Below are 15264 nucleotides of genomic sequence, written 5' to 3'. Positions count from 1 at the left end.
CGAGCCCCGGGCCAGGCTGTCACATCACAGACTTACACGATCTTTCAGACAGGCTCCAGGGGTGTGCCGAACCAGCAGGCGAGTGCTTCTCGCAGCGCGGGCACGGCGGTGTCGGCGGGTTCGTCGACGGCCGCGGCCCAGGCGATGTGGGCGTCCGGGCGGATCAGGAGGATGTCGGCCGGTGGGTGATCGGTCTTGGCGGTGTGGATGCGGACGCGGTGCTGCCAGCCCCGGGCGGCCTCGCGAAGGTACGGGCGGTCGGCGAGGTCGAGGAGGATGGGCCGTGCGGGGCGCATGAGTTCCGCGACGCTGGTGACTCCTTGGTCGGTGTGCAGGGTGAGGTCGGGTGCAAAGGCGCCGGTCAAGGCATGGGACTCGGGTCCGGGCACTGGATAGCGGATGTCATTGTGGGCGACAAGGGCTCCCATGCGGCGCAATGCCGGCTCGTCGACGAGCAGTTCCTGGAAGACCTGCCGAAGCGCTTCGTCGGCCGCGTCGTGTCCGCGCCGCAGTGCCGCCTGGGCCCGGGTCTGCAGCAGCGCACGTGCGCCGGCGAATTGGCGTTCGTCGTGATAGGTGTCCAGCAGGCCTGTCGGCGCCCAGCCGTGGATGTCCGCGCCCAGCTTCCAGGCAAGATTGACCGTGTCGAGCATGCCGACATTGAGCGCTGTACCGGTGGCGGGGAACAGGTGGGCCGCATCGCCGGCCAGCAGGATCCGCCCGTCGCGGTACCGGTCGGCCTGCCGGTCCTTGAAGGTGAAGCGCGACAGCCGACTCGGTTCTCCCAAGGGGATATCCCCGCCGAGTACCCGGCGAATGCTGGCGCCGAGCTCAGCCAGGGCCATTGGCTCGTCATCGTCGTATTCGGTGGACTCGTCTTCAGTGGTCATGAGGGACAGAACCCCGTCGGTGGCCGCGAACGCGAACACGCCGCGGTCTGTTCGCGTGAAACCCGCGTGGAGCGTGCCCAGCCCGGGGACGGCGATGTCGCCGTTGTCGTGCACGGTCAGCGAATCGGGCACGGTGACCACGGCGAGCCGGTTGACCTCCGGGTACGTGGTGCCGGGGAACGGGATGCGGGCCAGGTCGCGGACTCGGCTGCGCGCACCGTCGCAGCCCACCAGGTATCGGGCGGTCACCCGGCACGGCCCATCAGGCCCGTGCACCTCCGCGGTCACGGTGGCATCGTCCTGGGCCACCCCGACCACCTCGTGCCCGCGGCGGATGTCGGCGCCGAGTTCGCGGGCGCGTTCGCCGAGGAGTCGCTCGATTTCTGCTTGTGAGATCGGCAGCGCCCGCATCGGAGGATCTGCAAGCCGTGTGAGGTCCAGATGCAGACTGCCGAACGGGAATCGGGGAGCGATGTTGGGGTCACTGCTGGCTGCTTCGAACCGGTCCAGAATGCCGCGGTACCGCAGCAGGTCCAGGATCCGCCCGCCGATACCGCTGGCCTTCGGTGTGTCTCGGGGCTGCGGATGCCTCTCCAGCACCAGCGGCCGCACCCCGGCCAGCCGCAACTCACCAGCCAGCATCAAGCCGGCCGGCCCTGCGCCCACGATGATCACGTCGGCGTCCGTCACCGGCCACTCCCCGCGCGACCTTTCGCGGCGTTCCAACTCGTCCCGGTCGTCGACATCAACACGCACTTCGTTTCTCCCATTTCCGCAGGTTCTGGCCTCAGCTGGGGATCTTGCGGCACGACCCGGGTCGTGCCGCAAGATCCCGGCGCGCTGCGCCCGTGTGGCGCTCCGAGCGCGCCCGCGCCCGGCCTCCACAAGCGCCGCCCGCCCGCTCACTCAGCTGCTGACGCGTGTGTAGGTGAGGAATATCGCGCCGCTCTTGAGAACGGTGTGTTCTGCGAGTGTCCAGGTGCGCGGGTCGAAGACGGCCTTGTGGGAGAACATCGGGAGCCCGTCGCCGATGGTCAGCGGGCCGACCTTGAGGACCAGCGTGTCGATCTCGGCGTACACAGAGCCCGCAAGCTCGGCACCGCCGACGAGCCAGATGTCCTTGCCGTCCTGCTGCTTGAGCGCGCGCACGGTCGCCACCGGGTCGTCGGCGACCAGTTCGACGGCCGGGTCCGGGACCTCGGTCAAGGTCCGGGAGAACACCAGGTGACGCAGGTGGGGGTAGGCGTCGGTGACGCCGGCCGCAAGACCGATCTCGTAGCTGCGCCGCCCCTCGATCACAGTGTCGAAGTGCGTGCCCTCCGCCGTGACGGACAGGGCCTGCCGGGCCTGGACAGGCAGCGTCTCCGGGTACTGGGCCACGAGGTGCTGTAGGTAGTCCTCCGCTATGGGCCAGAAGCCGTTCGGACCGGTGGGGTCACTGCCGTCCGGGCCCGCGATGAAGCCGTCGAGAGTGGTGGCGACGTAATAGGTGAGCTTGCGCATGGGCTGTCGATTCTGTGAGGAAGGTGCGGGTCAGGCTGCGGGCACGTCGAGCTGGAATTCGCGTGTGCGCCGGTAGGAGCTGAAGCCCAGTCGGTGGTTGACCGCCAGCATGTGGACGTTGTCGTCGGCGTTGTCCGTCTCGATCTCGACAACGCCCGGGTGCTCGGCGCGCAGGCGGCACACCATGGCGGCCTTGACCCACAATCCCAGGCCGTGGCCGCGGTGTTCGGGCACGACCGCCGTGTCGTACTGCTGGGCGCGCGACGGCGCGCCATGGGGCAGGACGATCTCGGTGTAGCCGGCCATGGTGCCGTCGTCGCGGACGGCGGCGACGGTCAGCAGGGTGTCTCCGCGGTCGGCGACCACGGTGGCCATGGCGCGGACGCGGTCGGCGTCCCATGCCACGCTGCCGTAGTCCAGGTCTCCGACGGGCATGTCGTTCATCGCGTTCTTGGCTGTGGCGAAGGCGTCGGCGAGGCCGTCGGGAACCGCTCCGGTCCATCCGGTCAGCCGGTAGCCGGGGTGCTCGGCATCGGCGGTCTGGAGCAGGTCGGCTCGGCCCATCTCGTCGAGGCGCAGCGTGAGGTGATTCAACGTCAGGGCGCGGCGGAAGCCCCACCGTGCGCTGAAGGCTTCGCCCGGACCGTCGGCCGCGGCTGTGGCGATCAGGCTGCGCCGGTTCTCGGTGCGGCAGGCTGCCACGGCCGCCGACAGCAGGAGGGAGCCGGTTCCCAGGCGGCGGTGTGCGGGGACGACATGGAGTTCCAGTTCGGCCAGGTGATGCTGGCCCGGGGAGGTGAACACCCGCAGGCCGGCGACTGCGACCGGGACGCCGTCCGCGCCGGTGGCCAGCCAGGCCAACCGGCGGCTGTCCAGAGCGGGCTGGGTGAGCTGGGCGTGGATCTGCCCTGGCGCGGGCGGCGGTACTCCGGGCAGGTCGTGGGCCGTCGAGGCTGCGACGACCTGATGCCACGCGGCGGCCTCGGCGACCGAAGCGCGCTGGAGTGTATTGACTTGCACTGATGTGGGCAAAGTGTTGGCTTTCGTGGTCGGGTCGGTCGTAATTCGCGATGGCGTGAGGGCGTGCTCTCGCCGGTCGAGGCACCGCAGCGGTGGGGGCTTGGAGGGGGCTGGGGCAACCAGGTTCAGGCGATCCAGCTCTGACCGTGTCATCGCGTTCGCGTTCTTTCAGTCGGCGTGGCGCACGAGCGGCCAGTCGATGTCGACGGGCAGCCGTCGCGAGGTAGTTGGGGAACACGTTGAGAGCGACAGGTGCGATGACCTCGACGATCTGCCCGTCGGACAGGCCGGCGCACCGGGCCGCGGCCAGCTGTTCGTCGGCAACGGTTCCGCGGTCACGGACCATCACGGCGGCCAGATCCAAGACAGCGGCGGCCCAGGGTCATCAGCCTCGCCTCGGCGCGCGGGTGGCCTCGGCCGCACTCAGCCCGGCCATCCTGGTCCCGCGGAACGCATGCACCCGCAGGCAGTAGTCGGACCCGTTCTCCTGCGCCACCAGATCGGTGTCGCCGTCAACGGCTGGTCGCGGGTGCCTCTTTCGAGGTGGTGACCGCACCTGGATCGGTGGAACGTTTCGGCGCCGCGGAGCCTTCCGCGGGCTTGGCCCTCGCCAGCCACAGGCCGGTGAACACGGCGGTGGCCAAAGTGACGGTGCCGGCAGCGAGGAAGGCGCTGTTGAGGCCGGTCTCGAAGGAGGCGCCGCCGGCCTGCCGGGTGCGGACGATGGCTCCGAGTACCGCCACGCCCAGCACCGCGCCGATTTGCCGAGTGGTGCTGATGATGCCTGATGCGAGACCGCCTTCCTGCGGGCTGACTGCTTGGATGGCGGCTCCCGTCAGTGGGGACATGGTCAGGGCGAAGCCGATGCCGATGACTCCCAGCCGCCACCACACGTTCCCGTAGCCGGTGTCGGCGTGCACCATACCGAGCGCCAGCAGTCCCAGGCCGGCCAGGGCCAGGCCGGTGGTAACCACGATTCGGAAGCCGTACCGGGCGGCGAGCCGGCCCGCGTACGGGCTGACGATCACCATGGCGAGGGATACCGGCAGGGTCTGCAGGCCGGCGCGCAGGATCGAGCTGCCCTGGACGTACACGAAGAACTGGGAGAAGAAGAACGACGAACCCATGAGCGCGAACCCCACCACGACCATGGCGGTGTTGGACACGGTGAACAGGCGCTGCCGGAACAGCCGCAGCGGCAGCATCGGAGCAGAACGACGCGCTTCGACGGCGGCGAAGGCGGCGAGGAGGATCACCGCGGCGGTGAAGCTGCCCAGGATCACCGGCGACGTCCAGCCGCGGGCACCACCCTCGATCAGCCCGTAGGTCAGCGCCCCCACCCCCAGAACGGACAGCACCGTCCCCGGGATATCGATCGCCGGGGCGCTCGGATTGCGGGCCTCTTCAAGGCTGCGCAGACCGACCAGCAGAAGGACCACGCCGATGGGCAGATTGACCAGGAAGATGGCGGGCCAGCCGAAGGCATCCGTCAGCACGCCGCCGGCCACGGGGCCTGCGGCCAGACCGATTCCGCTGAATCCGGCCCACAGCCCGATCGCCTTGATTCGTTCTTGCGGCCCGGGATAGGCGGCGGCGAGCAGGGCGAGCGAGGCAGGGCTCAGCGCCGCAGCCCCGATGCCCTGCAGCACCCGGCCGGCGACCAGCCATCCGAGCGAGGGCGCGAGGCTGCACAGCACCGACGCGGTGGTGAACACCGCCACGCCGGTCAGGTACACCCGCTTGCGGCCGAACCGGTCGGCGAAGACGCCGCCGGACAGCAGCAGCATGGCGACCAGCAGTACGTACGCGTCGACGATCCATTGCAGACCGGTCAGCTGCGTGTGCAGCCGGTGCTGCATGTCGGGCAGCGCTGCTCCGACAATCGTGTTGTCGAGCAGGACCATGAATTGGCCTAGGCAGGTCACCGTGAGCAGCACGGCCCGGTTTGATCGACTGCCTGCGTTCGCACGTGATGCAGCCATGGGATCCCCCTCAATCGTTAGTTGCGCCCGGTCACGGTCGGCGCGGGTGGCGATACACCGAGCGCACTAAAGCAGTCGACGACTGCGTTAGGTGACTATAGGGAGAGCCGCCTCACAAACGCAAGTATCGACTGCGTTAAGGTGGGGGCATGAACGAACGACAGCGAGCCCGGCGGCCCGGCGGGCGCAGCGCCCGCGTCGGCGCGCAGGTGCACCAGGCGGTCACCGACCTGATCAGTGAGCGCGGCTACGGCAACTTCACCGTCGGCGAGGTCGCAGCCCGCGCAGGTGTGGCCGACAGCAGCATCTACCGCCGGTGGGGCAGCCTGGAAACCCTGCTCACCGACGTGGCGCTCACCCGCCTCAATGCGCAGTCGCCGATGCCCGACACCGGGAGCCTCGCCGGCGACCTGCGCACTTACGCGGCCCAAGTGGCCCGCGAGATCACCGGACCCGACGGTCCGGCGGTGCTGCACCTGGCCGTCGCCCTGTCGAGCAGCGGTCAGCAGGGCCTGCAGGCTGGTGCCGACCTCCGTGCCGAACGCACCCGGCAACTGCAGTCCATGCTCGATCGCGCCCGCGACCGTGGCGAGCACGCACCCGACGCGTTCGACGTGCTGGACCACATCCTGGCCCCGATGTATATCCGCGTCTTGTTCGGCATGGAACTCACCCCGGACTACGTCGACGGGCTGGTCGACCGAATGCTGTGACCTCACGCCGGTCCCCAGGATCAGCCCTCGGACGCGGTGCCGAGGCTCCGTGCTCGCCGCCACCCGCCCGGCCGGCTCAGGCATCCGGCCCTTGGCCGGCTCACGCGGCCTGGCTGAATCCGTCGGTCGGCGGGCCGTCGCCGCGGATCGGGGTGAAGTCGACGTCCAGGTGCGGGGCGTAGGCGTCGGGTTCGTCGGCGAGCTCGTGGGTGGAGTATTCGCCGAAGCGGCGGATGTGCTCGGTCAGGTACGGCGAGACCTGCGCCAGGTCTCCGGGTCGACCTTCTCTCCTTGGTCCTGCAACTGGCGGACGATCTCGGCGATGTCGGGTGAGCAATAGTCCACGAGTTCCGCGTTCGTCCGCAGCTCCCTGGCGCGACTGAAAGTGCCTGGACCCGGGCCTGTTACCTCGTTCGGGTGACCGCAGGCCGTTCTGACCCAACCTCGCATGGAGTGCGCAACTCTCATCCCTGTCGGGATTCCTTCAGTCTGGGTGAAGTCGGGGGCGCTGACCGTCGGCGCCGACCCGCTGCACCTCGCCCTGATCTTCAACCTGTCCCACACCACCGCGAGCCGCTAAGCGACCATCGCCCAGAACCTGCTCGACGACCAGATCCGATGACGCTCCTTGATTTTCCCCACCTGGTGCTCATGAGATGGTCAAACCTGCTCAGTTGATCTCCCCACCCATCCCATGCGTTCCGCCCCGGGCGCTGTCGCCGTGGACGCGCCGCCTAGGGTGCGGGCATGATCTCGCATAGCTACCTCTCCGAACTGTTCTCGCTGGACGGCCGGGTCGCCGTGGTGACGGGCGGCAGTTCCGGCATCGGCCGAGCCATCGCCGGGGCTCTCGCGCGAGCGGGGGCGAGCGTGGTGATCGTGGCGCGCAAGGAGTCGGAACTGGCCGCCACGGTCGACGAGCTGGCGGCGGACGGCTGCCGGGCGGCCTGGGTGAGCGCCGACCTGAGCACCCGCGACGGGGTGCGCGCAGCGGCGGAGCAGGCAGCCGAGGTGTTCGGCGAGCCCGACATTCTCGTCAACAGCGCCGGGATCAACCTGCGGCCGCCGATGGGCGAGCTAGGCGAGGACGTGTGGGACGCCACGATGGCGGTGAACCTGGAGGCGCCCTACTTGTTGGGCCAGCGGTTCGGGCCCGGCATGGCCGAGCGGGGTTTCGGGCGGATCATCCACATCACCTCCCAGCAGGCGCACCGGGCGTTCGTCCAGAGTGGTGCCTACGGGGTCTCCAAGGGGGCACTGGAGTCGCTGGCCCGCTCACAGGCTGAGGCGTGGTCGCCACACGGCGTCACCTGCAACACGCTGGTGCCCGGCTTCGTCCTGACCCCGCTCAATGCGCGGCTGTCGTCCGACCCGGAGAAGGTGGCAGCGCTGGCCGCGCGCACGATGGTCGGGCGCAACGGCCTGGCCGAGGACTTCGCCGGAGCGGCGGTGTTCCTGGCCAGCCGCGCCTCCGGCTACGTCACTGGGCAGGCGATCTTCGTCGACGGCGGGTTCTCCGTTCACTGAGCCCAACACCGCATGGAAACCGAACCAGGGGACAACGAGCAGAGCCGGGGATTTTCTGAGATCGGCATCAGATCGAGCAGACCGCCGAGAGTGAGTGAGTATCCTGCCGATTCAGAGGCGACGAACCCACCACACTTTCGAGCCTGCCTGCCGAAGACGCCGTGGGTTCCCGGTGAAAGCGCCTCAGTCACGCCGAACTCACGGCCGACGTGCCGGTAAGAACGCTGTCACCAGCCGCAAACGACGAGTGTCACGTGCGGCGACGCGCGGCGGGGTCGCGTTCCACGACGTGACGGGCGACCGCGTCGACTCCGGGACGGGCGTATCGCTCCAGGGAACGGACCGAGGAGTGGCGGGAGCCGGGCCAGCAGCCTTTGGGGTGCGAGCTTGCCGGTCAGCGGCGGGCGTCGCGGAACGGCGCGGGTTTTTCTGGCGGTGGAACCGGGCCCCGGCGTGGTCGCCTACATTCGCGACCAGCTCCGCCGCCGGATCCGTACCGGCAAAGGCCGCTGCCCCCACCCAGTGACGCTGATCGTCGACTCCCAGTCGGTCAAGGGAGCCTCCACCGTTGGCCGGAACAACCGCGGCTACGACGACGCGAAAAAGATCAACGGCCGCACACGACATATCACGGTCGACACGCTCGGCCTGCCCGTGATGATCACGGTGACGCCCGCCGACCTCCAGGACCGCGACGCCGCCCGCGACGTGTTCTGGCGCCTCCGCCTCACCCAACCGCAGATTACCCAGATCTGGGCAGACCGCGGATACGCCGGCGAACTCGTGGACTGGGCCCGCGAACGCCACTGGATCACCCTGCGCATCGTCTCCAGGCCGAAGGGCGCCAAGGGCTTCGTCGTCCCGCCCCGCCGCTGGAAGGTCGAGCGCACGATCGGCTGGTGCATGAACGCCCGCCGCAACGCACGCGACTACGAACGCCTGCCCCAGCACTCCGAAGCCCACCTGAACTGGGCACTCGTCACCATGATGACCCGGCGCCTGACCCGCAAGAGCCCCCGCACGGACAGTTGGACAAGGAAGTCGACACCGACCTCCTGAACCGGCTCGGGTGGTACGCCATATCGGTACACCCTAGCTTGCTAGGATGCTAGCATTGCGTTGTGGGTGATGAGGAAGTCAAGCAGTTCAACGTGTACCTGCCGATCGGGCTGATCAAGCAGGTCAAGTACCGCGCCATCGAGTCGGGCATGTCGTTGTCGGCGCTCGTCGCTGACGCGTTGCGCGCATACCTCGACGACGCCCATGGGAACAAACAGCAATCGCCTGAGAAGGAGACCTGACATGACCGAAGGAATCGAGGCCGTGTTCCTGACGACGCACAACTGGGGCAAGGCGGCGAAGTTCTTCCAGGCACTGGGTTACGAGTTGGAGTTCGCGACAGACCACAACTCCGGCCAGCTCCGCAACGGCGACGGTCCCTACGTGTTCATCGCTGAGGTTCCCGAGGATCAAGAGCCCCAGACGCGGATCGTGCTGAAGGTGCCGGACGCAGACGCGTTCCGTCCGGATCCTGTCGTCGAGGCGGTCACGCCGTTCGAAGACACCCATTACGGGACTAAGGAAATGACCGTCCGCGACCCCGACGGGCGCCTGTGGAGCCTCCAGGCTCCCGCCAAGAACTGACTGCGACGAAGGGGGAACACCATGGCGCACGAGCAGATGGATGCACCGGACAACACCGCGGTGCGGACCGCCCTCTGGCGGGCGATGCACCTCCAGCTCGACCCGCCCCCGCATGTGGTCGAGGACGAGATCGGCCTGCAACTGGCGGCCCCCGGCGATCACTGGCGCGACCGACCGGACATGGACCCGCAGGCCACCAGGGGATTCCGGGCAGCCATCGTTGCCCGCGCTCGTTTCGTTGAGGACCTGATCGCTGAGCAGGCCGACCGGGGCGTGACCCAGTACGTCATCCTGGGAGCCGGTCTGGACACCTTCGCCCAGCGCAAGCCGGAACTCGCCTCCCGCCTGCGGATCTTCGAGGTTGACCAGCCTGGCACCCAGGCCTGGAAACGCCACCGTCTGGTCGAACTCGGCTACGGCATCCCCGACTGGCTGCACCTGGTACCGGTCGACTTCGAGGCTGGCGCGTCCTGGTCCGAGCAGCTGTCCACTGCCGGCTTCGATCCCGCCCGGCAAACCGTCATCGTCTCCACCGGCGTCACTATGTACCTCACCAAAGACGCCACCGCTGCCACCCTGCGTCAGATTGCCGGGCTTGCACCCGGCTCAACGCTCGCCATGACCTTCCTGCTGCCGACCGAACTTGTCGACGAAGCCGACCGCCCCGGCCTCCAGGCCAGCCAGGAAGGCGCCCGAGCCTCTGGAACGCCGTTCACCAGCTTCTACACTCCGCAGGAGATGCTGGCACTGGCTCGCGAAGCCGGCTTCAAAGACGCCCGGCACGTGCCGGCGACTTCGCTCGCCGAGCGCTACTTCGCCGACCGGACCGACGGCCTTCGCCCGTCAAGCGGAGAGAACCTCCTGCTGGCCACCACCTGATTTCTCGTCAACGCCGTCTGGGTCCGGGGCCTGCGGTTCAAAAACCTACTTAGCTTGTTCTTTAACCTCGGGTGGTTGCGGAGTGCCTGCCGGTGGAAGAAATTGCGGTGCGTGCTGGCAGCACCCTGGTCAGACTCGCGTACATGACTGAGAAGATCACCCGTATCAACCCCGAGCAGTTGCATGAAACGCCTGGCTACCACCACGTCACCGTGGTGGAGACTGGCCGTACGGCCTATCTGGCGGGGCAGTGTCCGCTTGATCGAAACGGCGACCTTGTCGGTTCCGGTTCCCTTGAGACGCAGGTCGACCAGGTGGTCGCCAACGCGTTCACTGCCCTCACAGCCGTGAATGCCCAGCCGCACCATGTGGTGCGGTCAGTGATCTACGTGCGGAGCGACGACAGGGACGCTCTCGCAGCCGCGTGGCGTCGGCTCACCGACTCTGCCATCGGCCCGGCGTTCACAACCGCCAGCACGCTCCTGGGCGTCGCCCAGTTGGGCTTTCCCGGACAACTCGTCGAGGTGGATCTCACCGTGGCACTGCCTGAGTGAGTTTGCTCATCACCGGCCTCGAACAGCGTCTCGAGCTGGGTAGCCCTGCTGGGTATTCGCCGGACGCCAGGGCGGCCTTCGTCTGATCATGTGCTCCGACCAAGGTGCACGTGACCACGACGAAGGCCGTGAGGTGAGTCTGCTGCCTGAAGCTGCTGTGGGGGAAGCGTTCGCGGAAGCGTCACGCTTTCGGGACGAGTTGTATGCGTGTCTGACTGTGCGAGGCGACGAGTTGTTCGAGCTGGCGGATGCGGTGTTGTGTGCGCCGGGTGCGGTGCGCTCGGCGGTGGAGCTGACGTTGCTGCCCGAGCACCGGCGTGGGCACGGGGCGATGTACGACGGCCTCAACCGGGGCCGGATCGACGCCAACCGATTGCGTTCACTGGCCGGCCTGCCGCTGCCCCGCTTCCCGGACGGCCGTCTGGTGCTGGCGGTCGACGTCTCACCGTGGCTGCGGTTCGGACGCGCCGTGCTCCCCGGACCGGCTGTTCTGTCATGTCTACGGCCGGGCGAAGACGGCCTCACAGTTCATTCCCGGCTGGCCGTATTCCTTTGTCGCCGTACTGGAGATGGGCGCCACGCCCTGGACGCAGATCCTGGACGCGGTTCGCCTCGGTCCGGCCGACGACGCTACCGCCATCACCGCCGCTCAGCTCCGTGATTTCGTCGGACGGCTGATCGAGGCGAACCAGTGGCAGGCGGGGGACCCGGACATCGTGATCGTGACCGACGCCGGATACGACGTCACCCGCCTAGCATGAGTTCTGCGGGACTTGCCGGTCGAGCTGGTCGGCCGCATCCGCGGGGACCGCGTCATGCGGCTGCCGAAGCCGCCGCGGATCTACGACCCCAAGGGCGGCCGGCCACCCAAGCACGGACCAGAGTTCCGCTTCGCCAAGCCGGAGACCTGGCCCGACCCGGCCGTCACGACCCGCACGGCAACATCGAACGACGACAAGGCCGTGACACAGGCATGGGACCGGTCCACCCCAGGCTGACCCACCGCTCATCCTGGCTCGGCCACAAAGGCGAACTTCCGCTGGTCGACGGCACGTTGATCCGGCTGGAGGTCGAGCACCTGTCGAAGGACCGTGAAGCGCCGGCGGTGTGGTTGTGGTCCTCGAAGACCGGCGCCACCGACGCAGACGTCGACCGCGCCTGGCAGGCATTCCTCCGACGCTTCGACCTGGAGCACACCTTCCGGCTGTTCAAGCAGACGCTGGGCTGGACGAGGCACCGCCTGCGGAAACCGGAAGCGGCCGACCGCTGGACCTGGCTGATCATCACCGCCTACACCCAGCTCCGGCTGGCCCGCCCACTCGCCCAGGACTTGTGGCACCCCTGGGAGAAACCTGCCGCGCCAGGCCGGCTTACCCCAGCTCGGGTCCGCCGGACGTTTCGGACCCTCCGCCAGCACATGCCCTGCCCCGCCAGAGCGCCGAAACCGGGACGACCACCCGGCACGAGAAACAGGCACCGGGCAACCCGTTACGACGTGGGCAAAACCGTCCGACGCGAGAAGACACTCATCGCCCTACAACACTACCGGACCACACGCTCAGTCAAGACACTGGTGGGGAGTGCACCCAGGTGCCAGCATCTGACCACATCCAGGAGTCGACCCCCTCCCCGCGCAGTCCGGTGACCCGCAAAGGCCGACCGTCATCATCCTTGGCGATCCTCTGGGACTGCGTCTTTCCCGAGTTCACGTTGTACTTCAAGGACACCGACCATTCACACAGCTTTGGAGCGGTCAAGAAGGGGGTCAGGATCAAGAAGCCCGGGGACTGAGCACCGCCCAAAGAGACCACCTTCTCGAACGGCGCTTCCTCCGGGCTGTCCGTCGGATCCTTCTGCTTGAAGACGAGCGCAGGCACTGACGAGCCATCGGCGGTGAGGTTGAAGTGCGCGTTATCCCACACCTCGGTCCCCCCAGTCCCGATCGAGATGCTGGTCTTCACCGGCGACGGCCGACAGTTAACCGCCCGTGCCGCCAACTGCGTAACGACTACTGCCTTCTGCTTTTCGCTGGTCAGCTGCAACTTGTACGAATCAGCTTCCATGGCAACACGCCACCCGCCGCGCTTCTTCACGAAGGCCCAGATGGCCTTCCGGTCGTCCCTCAGCCCCTTAAGCTCTGCCTGCTCCTCGGGAGTGAGTCGCCGGTCAAGCACCCAGCTCGTCCACGGTTCCTCGTCGCTGAGCCCTGGGTTCATCTTCCAGTCGAACGGCTTCTTTGCATCCTCGATGACATCCGCGTTGTGGTCGTCGCGCTTGGCGTCTCCCTGCGAGTGCCTGTTCTCCAGCCAATGCGACACCTCGAAGCCGCCAACGATGCTGACCGAGGCCACCACGCAGGTGACGGCGATCGCTCTGAAGGCGCGCTTTCGGCCGCGAGCCGGATCCTGTCCAGATAGCTGCTCCAGCACTTCATCGCGCCACGTCGGCGGGGCTGGCGTAGGTGGGGCAGACGCTGCCGGAGCGTTCGTGGAACCGCTGCCGGAACCGGCAGCACCTGGGCTGGCGTTGCTGCCCCCGCTGGGGGCCTGCCCATTTCCCGCAGCAGGGTCCGGGGCTGCCGGGTTCGTCATCGTTCCTGCTCCTCGCTCCCACCTCGGCCTGTCACGTGATGGGACACAGGAATGTACTTCATCACGCTTCAACTCCCGTACAACACACGGTCGACGGACTATGTTCGGGGGATGGAGAATCCGGAGATCATCATCAAGCTCACCCCGGATGAGGCGCTGGTCCTGTCGGACTAACTGGAGCAGGTGCAGATGACAGACCTCAGTCGTCTCGTCGACGACGCGGCGGTCTGGGCGCTCCTTCACCGCATTCGGCGGGCCCGCTGGCCCCGCCCCGCTAGCTGCGGCGTGCGCTCTTAATTCGCAGGACGCCGTGCGACCGCCCGGACGGGTAACTGCGGTAGGCGTGCTGCTCCTTCCCGGTCGCGTGGGTGCGGCCGGGCCCGTACACAGGGATCAGGCGCAGTCCTGGTTTGGCGGCAGGACGGGACCAGGGCTGCTGCCCCTCATCGCCGGGGTCCGCGCTACCCCCGAGGGCGCGGGCCCCGGTGGAGCCCGGCGGAAGGAGACGAACGGTGGCCTCAGGCCTGATGCCCACGACCGTCCCCCCGACCGGCTGACAGCGGAGGTGCTGCGTCCTCCGGTGGAGCCGATGCTCGGCCAGGCCTGTGAGATGGTGGCCGCAGCGGGGATGCCGCCCGGCGGCCATGCCTTTGAGGCGAAGTTCGACGGCTATCGATGCTTGTTGTTCACTCCGGCCCGGTCGGGCGGCCCGGTGCTGTTGCAGTCGCGGCGCGGGTCGCTGATTCAGTGGCATTTTCCCGACCTGGTCACCGCCGCCAACCAGCTGCCGCAGGGCTTGGTCCTCGATGGCGAGCTGGTGGTGTGGTCGGGAGACCAGCTCTCCTTCGAGGCTTTGCAGCGCCGCGCAGTTTCTGGTGGTCGCATCGTTGCGCAGTTGGCGGCCGCGATGCCGGCTCATTTCATCGCGTTCGACGTCCTGCAGATCGATGGCAAGGAGATGGTGAATGAGCCGTACGCGCGCCGCCGGGCCGTGTTGGAGGGTCTGTTCGCCGAGCATGGTCTGGCGCCGCCGTGGACGTTGTGTCCGATGACGACCGACGTGGCCGTCGCCGAGGAGTGGCTGACTTCCTGGACTGAAGTTCCAGGCGTGGAGGGTCTGGTCATCAAGGGGCTCGGGCAGCGATACCTGCCGGGCGTCCGCGGCTGGTTCAAGGTCCGCCGCCGCGACACGACCGAGTCCGTCATCGGCGGCGTCACCGAGCCGGCCCCGGTACGCCCCGGTCGTTGCGCGTCCTGCGCCGCCTCGCCGGGCATACCGCCCGCGCCCGTTCCGCCGTGGTCACCGAGCTGATGGAATACATGCCCACCGCCGTCGCCGTCGGCTACCTGCGCGAACCCGAAAGCGAGCTGCCTCTGCCCGGCCCCAACTTCGCCTGCACGATCCGCGCTTTGCTGGAGGCGGCCGTCGACCGGGCCGACGGGCCCAGTGACCTTCCGGCCCGCAGGGTTGGCACGGTGTCTCCTCGGTCGAGCGTCCTCTTTCCGCTTCTCCAGGGTGGGACGGCTGCGGCGCGTTCGGCCAGTCACGGCGAGCTGGCCGACAGCATCGACAACCGCGACGACGCCGCCAGACGTAGGAAGCGGCCTACGTCTCCAACGCCGTCCCGCAGCCAGGTGTAGCAGTAGTCCCGGTTGCGGACGCCGCCGATCGCCTCCGGCAGGGAGGCCGTGGGTGCGGCGACAATCCCGCCTGTCGACGCGTACGTGAGCGGTGGCCACAGCTCGCGGCCCCGAACTCCGTGCTCTCTGGAGCTGGCGGCACTCAGGAGGCAGATCAGCCGGTGTGGCCAACTGCGATGCATCCAGTGATACGGACACGACCGGACGGAAGGACACTGGGGAGGCCAGGGTCCTGCACGAAGCAGCAGCGCTTCTCTGGCGGCGCGCAGCCGAGGCCACGGAGCTTCCGGACGAGCGGTGAATGGTGGACCAAGATGAGA

At 68.1% G+C, this 15264-nt stretch carries 17 protein-coding genes and 1 pseudogene; 11 read left to right on the top strand and 7 right to left on the bottom strand.

Translation table 11 applies throughout. The annotated features are described in order from the left end of the window. Positions 1-44: 44 nt before the first annotated feature. The 4 genes from ACZ5VC_RS32120 to ACZ5VC_RS32105 all read right to left on the bottom strand — a co-directional run bounded on the left by ACZ5VC_RS32120 (position 45) and on the right by ACZ5VC_RS32105 (position 5395). Positions 45-1580: an FAD-dependent monooxygenase gene (locus ACZ5VC_RS32120; RefSeq protein WP_469123496.1), complete on the bottom strand. Its 1536-nt coding sequence runs from the start codon at positions 1578-1580 to the stop codon at positions 45-47. A 216-nt stretch (positions 1581-1796) separates the two neighbouring features. Then, positions 1797-2393 (bottom strand): dihydrofolate reductase family protein, encoded by a 597-nt coding sequence (locus ACZ5VC_RS32115; RefSeq protein ID WP_469123495.1) that lies wholly within the window; start codon positions 2391-2393, stop codon positions 1797-1799. Between the two features lie 30 nt (positions 2394-2423). After that, positions 2424-3413, bottom strand: coding sequence for a GNAT family N-acetyltransferase (locus tag ACZ5VC_RS32110; protein WP_469123494.1), 990 nt, complete (start codon positions 3411-3413; stop codon positions 2424-2426). A 512-nt stretch (positions 3414-3925) separates the two neighbouring features. Beyond that, entirely contained in the window at positions 3926-5395 is a 1470-nt protein-coding gene (locus ACZ5VC_RS32105) for an MFS transporter (RefSeq protein WP_469123493.1), read from the bottom strand. A gap of 149 nt (positions 5396-5544) precedes the next feature. Here ACZ5VC_RS32105 and ACZ5VC_RS32100 point away from each other — a divergent pair, with 149 nt between their 5' ends. Next, a complete protein-coding gene (locus ACZ5VC_RS32100) occupies positions 5545-6108 on the top strand; it encodes a TetR/AcrR family transcriptional regulator (protein WP_469123492.1) in 564 nt (187 codons plus the stop codon). A 100-nt stretch (positions 6109-6208) separates the two neighbouring features. Here the strand turns inward: ACZ5VC_RS32100 and ACZ5VC_RS32095 are convergent, their stop codons facing one another. Further along, a complete protein-coding gene (locus ACZ5VC_RS32095; RefSeq protein ID WP_469123491.1) occupies positions 6209-6445 on the bottom strand; it encodes a hypothetical protein in 237 nt (78 codons plus the stop codon). 111 nt (positions 6446-6556) lie between these two features. On the opposite strand from ACZ5VC_RS32095, the gene ACZ5VC_RS32090 reads away from it, so the two are divergent. The 8 genes and pseudogenes from ACZ5VC_RS32090 to ACZ5VC_RS32055 all read left to right on the top strand — a co-directional run bounded on the left by ACZ5VC_RS32090 (position 6557) and on the right by ACZ5VC_RS32055 (position 12357). Then, positions 6557-6688, top strand: coding sequence for a hypothetical protein (locus ACZ5VC_RS32090; protein ID WP_469123490.1), 132 nt, complete (start codon positions 6557-6559; stop codon positions 6686-6688). A gap of 167 nt (positions 6689-6855) precedes the next feature. Continuing rightward, on the top strand, positions 6856-7635 hold the full coding sequence (locus ACZ5VC_RS32085) for an SDR family NAD(P)-dependent oxidoreductase (RefSeq protein ID WP_469123489.1): 780 nt from the start codon (positions 6856-6858) through the stop codon (positions 7633-7635). 453 nt (positions 7636-8088) lie between these two features. Beyond that, the gene (locus ACZ5VC_RS32080; protein WP_469123488.1) at positions 8089-8694 is read left to right on the top strand and encodes a transposase; all 606 of its coding nucleotides are present in this window, start codon (positions 8089-8091) and stop codon (positions 8692-8694) included. Positions 8695-8756: 62 nt separating this feature from the next. After that, entirely contained in the window at positions 8757-8936 is a 180-nt protein-coding gene (locus ACZ5VC_RS32075) for a ribbon-helix-helix domain-containing protein (protein ID WP_329536949.1), read from the top strand. A 1-nt stretch (position 8937) separates the two neighbouring features. Then, positions 8938-9279 carry a VOC family protein gene (locus ACZ5VC_RS32070; RefSeq protein WP_469123487.1) on the top strand — a complete coding sequence of 114 codons (342 nt, stop codon included), beginning with the start codon at positions 8938-8940 and terminating at the stop codon, positions 9277-9279. A gap of 21 nt (positions 9280-9300) precedes the next feature. Further along, the gene (locus ACZ5VC_RS32065; protein ID WP_469123486.1) at positions 9301-10158 is read left to right on the top strand and encodes a class I SAM-dependent methyltransferase; all 858 of its coding nucleotides are present in this window, start codon (positions 9301-9303) and stop codon (positions 10156-10158) included. Positions 10159-10301: 143 nt separating this feature from the next. Beyond that, positions 10302-10712, top strand: a complete 411-nt coding sequence (locus ACZ5VC_RS32060) for a RidA family protein (RefSeq protein WP_469123485.1) — start codon at positions 10302-10304, stop codon at positions 10710-10712. A gap of 88 nt (positions 10713-10800) precedes the next feature. Then, a pseudogene (locus ACZ5VC_RS32055) lies at positions 10801-12357 on the top strand (NF041680 family putative transposase). On the opposite strand, the gene ACZ5VC_RS32050 reads toward ACZ5VC_RS32055, so the two are convergent. Next, entirely contained in the window at positions 12275-13141 is an 867-nt protein-coding gene (locus tag ACZ5VC_RS32050) for a hypothetical protein (protein ID WP_469123484.1), read from the bottom strand. The pseudogene ACZ5VC_RS32055 and the gene ACZ5VC_RS32050 sit on opposite strands and share 83 nt — an antisense overlap. Positions 13142-13892: 751 nt before the next feature. Between ACZ5VC_RS32050 and ACZ5VC_RS32045 the strand changes: the two genes are divergently transcribed. Both ACZ5VC_RS32045 and ACZ5VC_RS32040 read left to right on the top strand, forming a co-directional pair. Then, positions 13893-14615 (top strand): ATP-dependent DNA ligase, encoded by a 723-nt coding sequence (locus ACZ5VC_RS32045; protein ID WP_469123520.1) that lies wholly within the window; start codon positions 13893-13895, stop codon positions 14613-14615. Beyond that, positions 14600-14944: a hypothetical protein gene (locus ACZ5VC_RS32040; RefSeq protein ID WP_469123522.1), complete on the top strand. Its 345-nt coding sequence runs from the start codon at positions 14600-14602 to the stop codon at positions 14942-14944. Before ACZ5VC_RS32045 ends, ACZ5VC_RS32040 begins: the two co-directional genes overlap by 16 nt. On the opposite strand, the gene ACZ5VC_RS32035 is transcribed toward ACZ5VC_RS32040, so the two are convergent. Continuing rightward, positions 14848-15126: a glycoside hydrolase family 15 protein gene (locus ACZ5VC_RS32035; protein ID WP_469123483.1), complete on the bottom strand. Its 279-nt coding sequence runs from the start codon at positions 15124-15126 to the stop codon at positions 14848-14850. The genes ACZ5VC_RS32040 and ACZ5VC_RS32035 overlap by 97 nt on opposite strands. Between the last annotated feature and the right edge of the window lie 138 nt (positions 15127-15264).

This window comes from Streptomyces sp. NPDC033174 (assembly GCF_055577795.1).
Note: the sequence above shows the minus strand (reverse complement) of the source record. Positions and strands in the feature narration are given on the sequence as shown.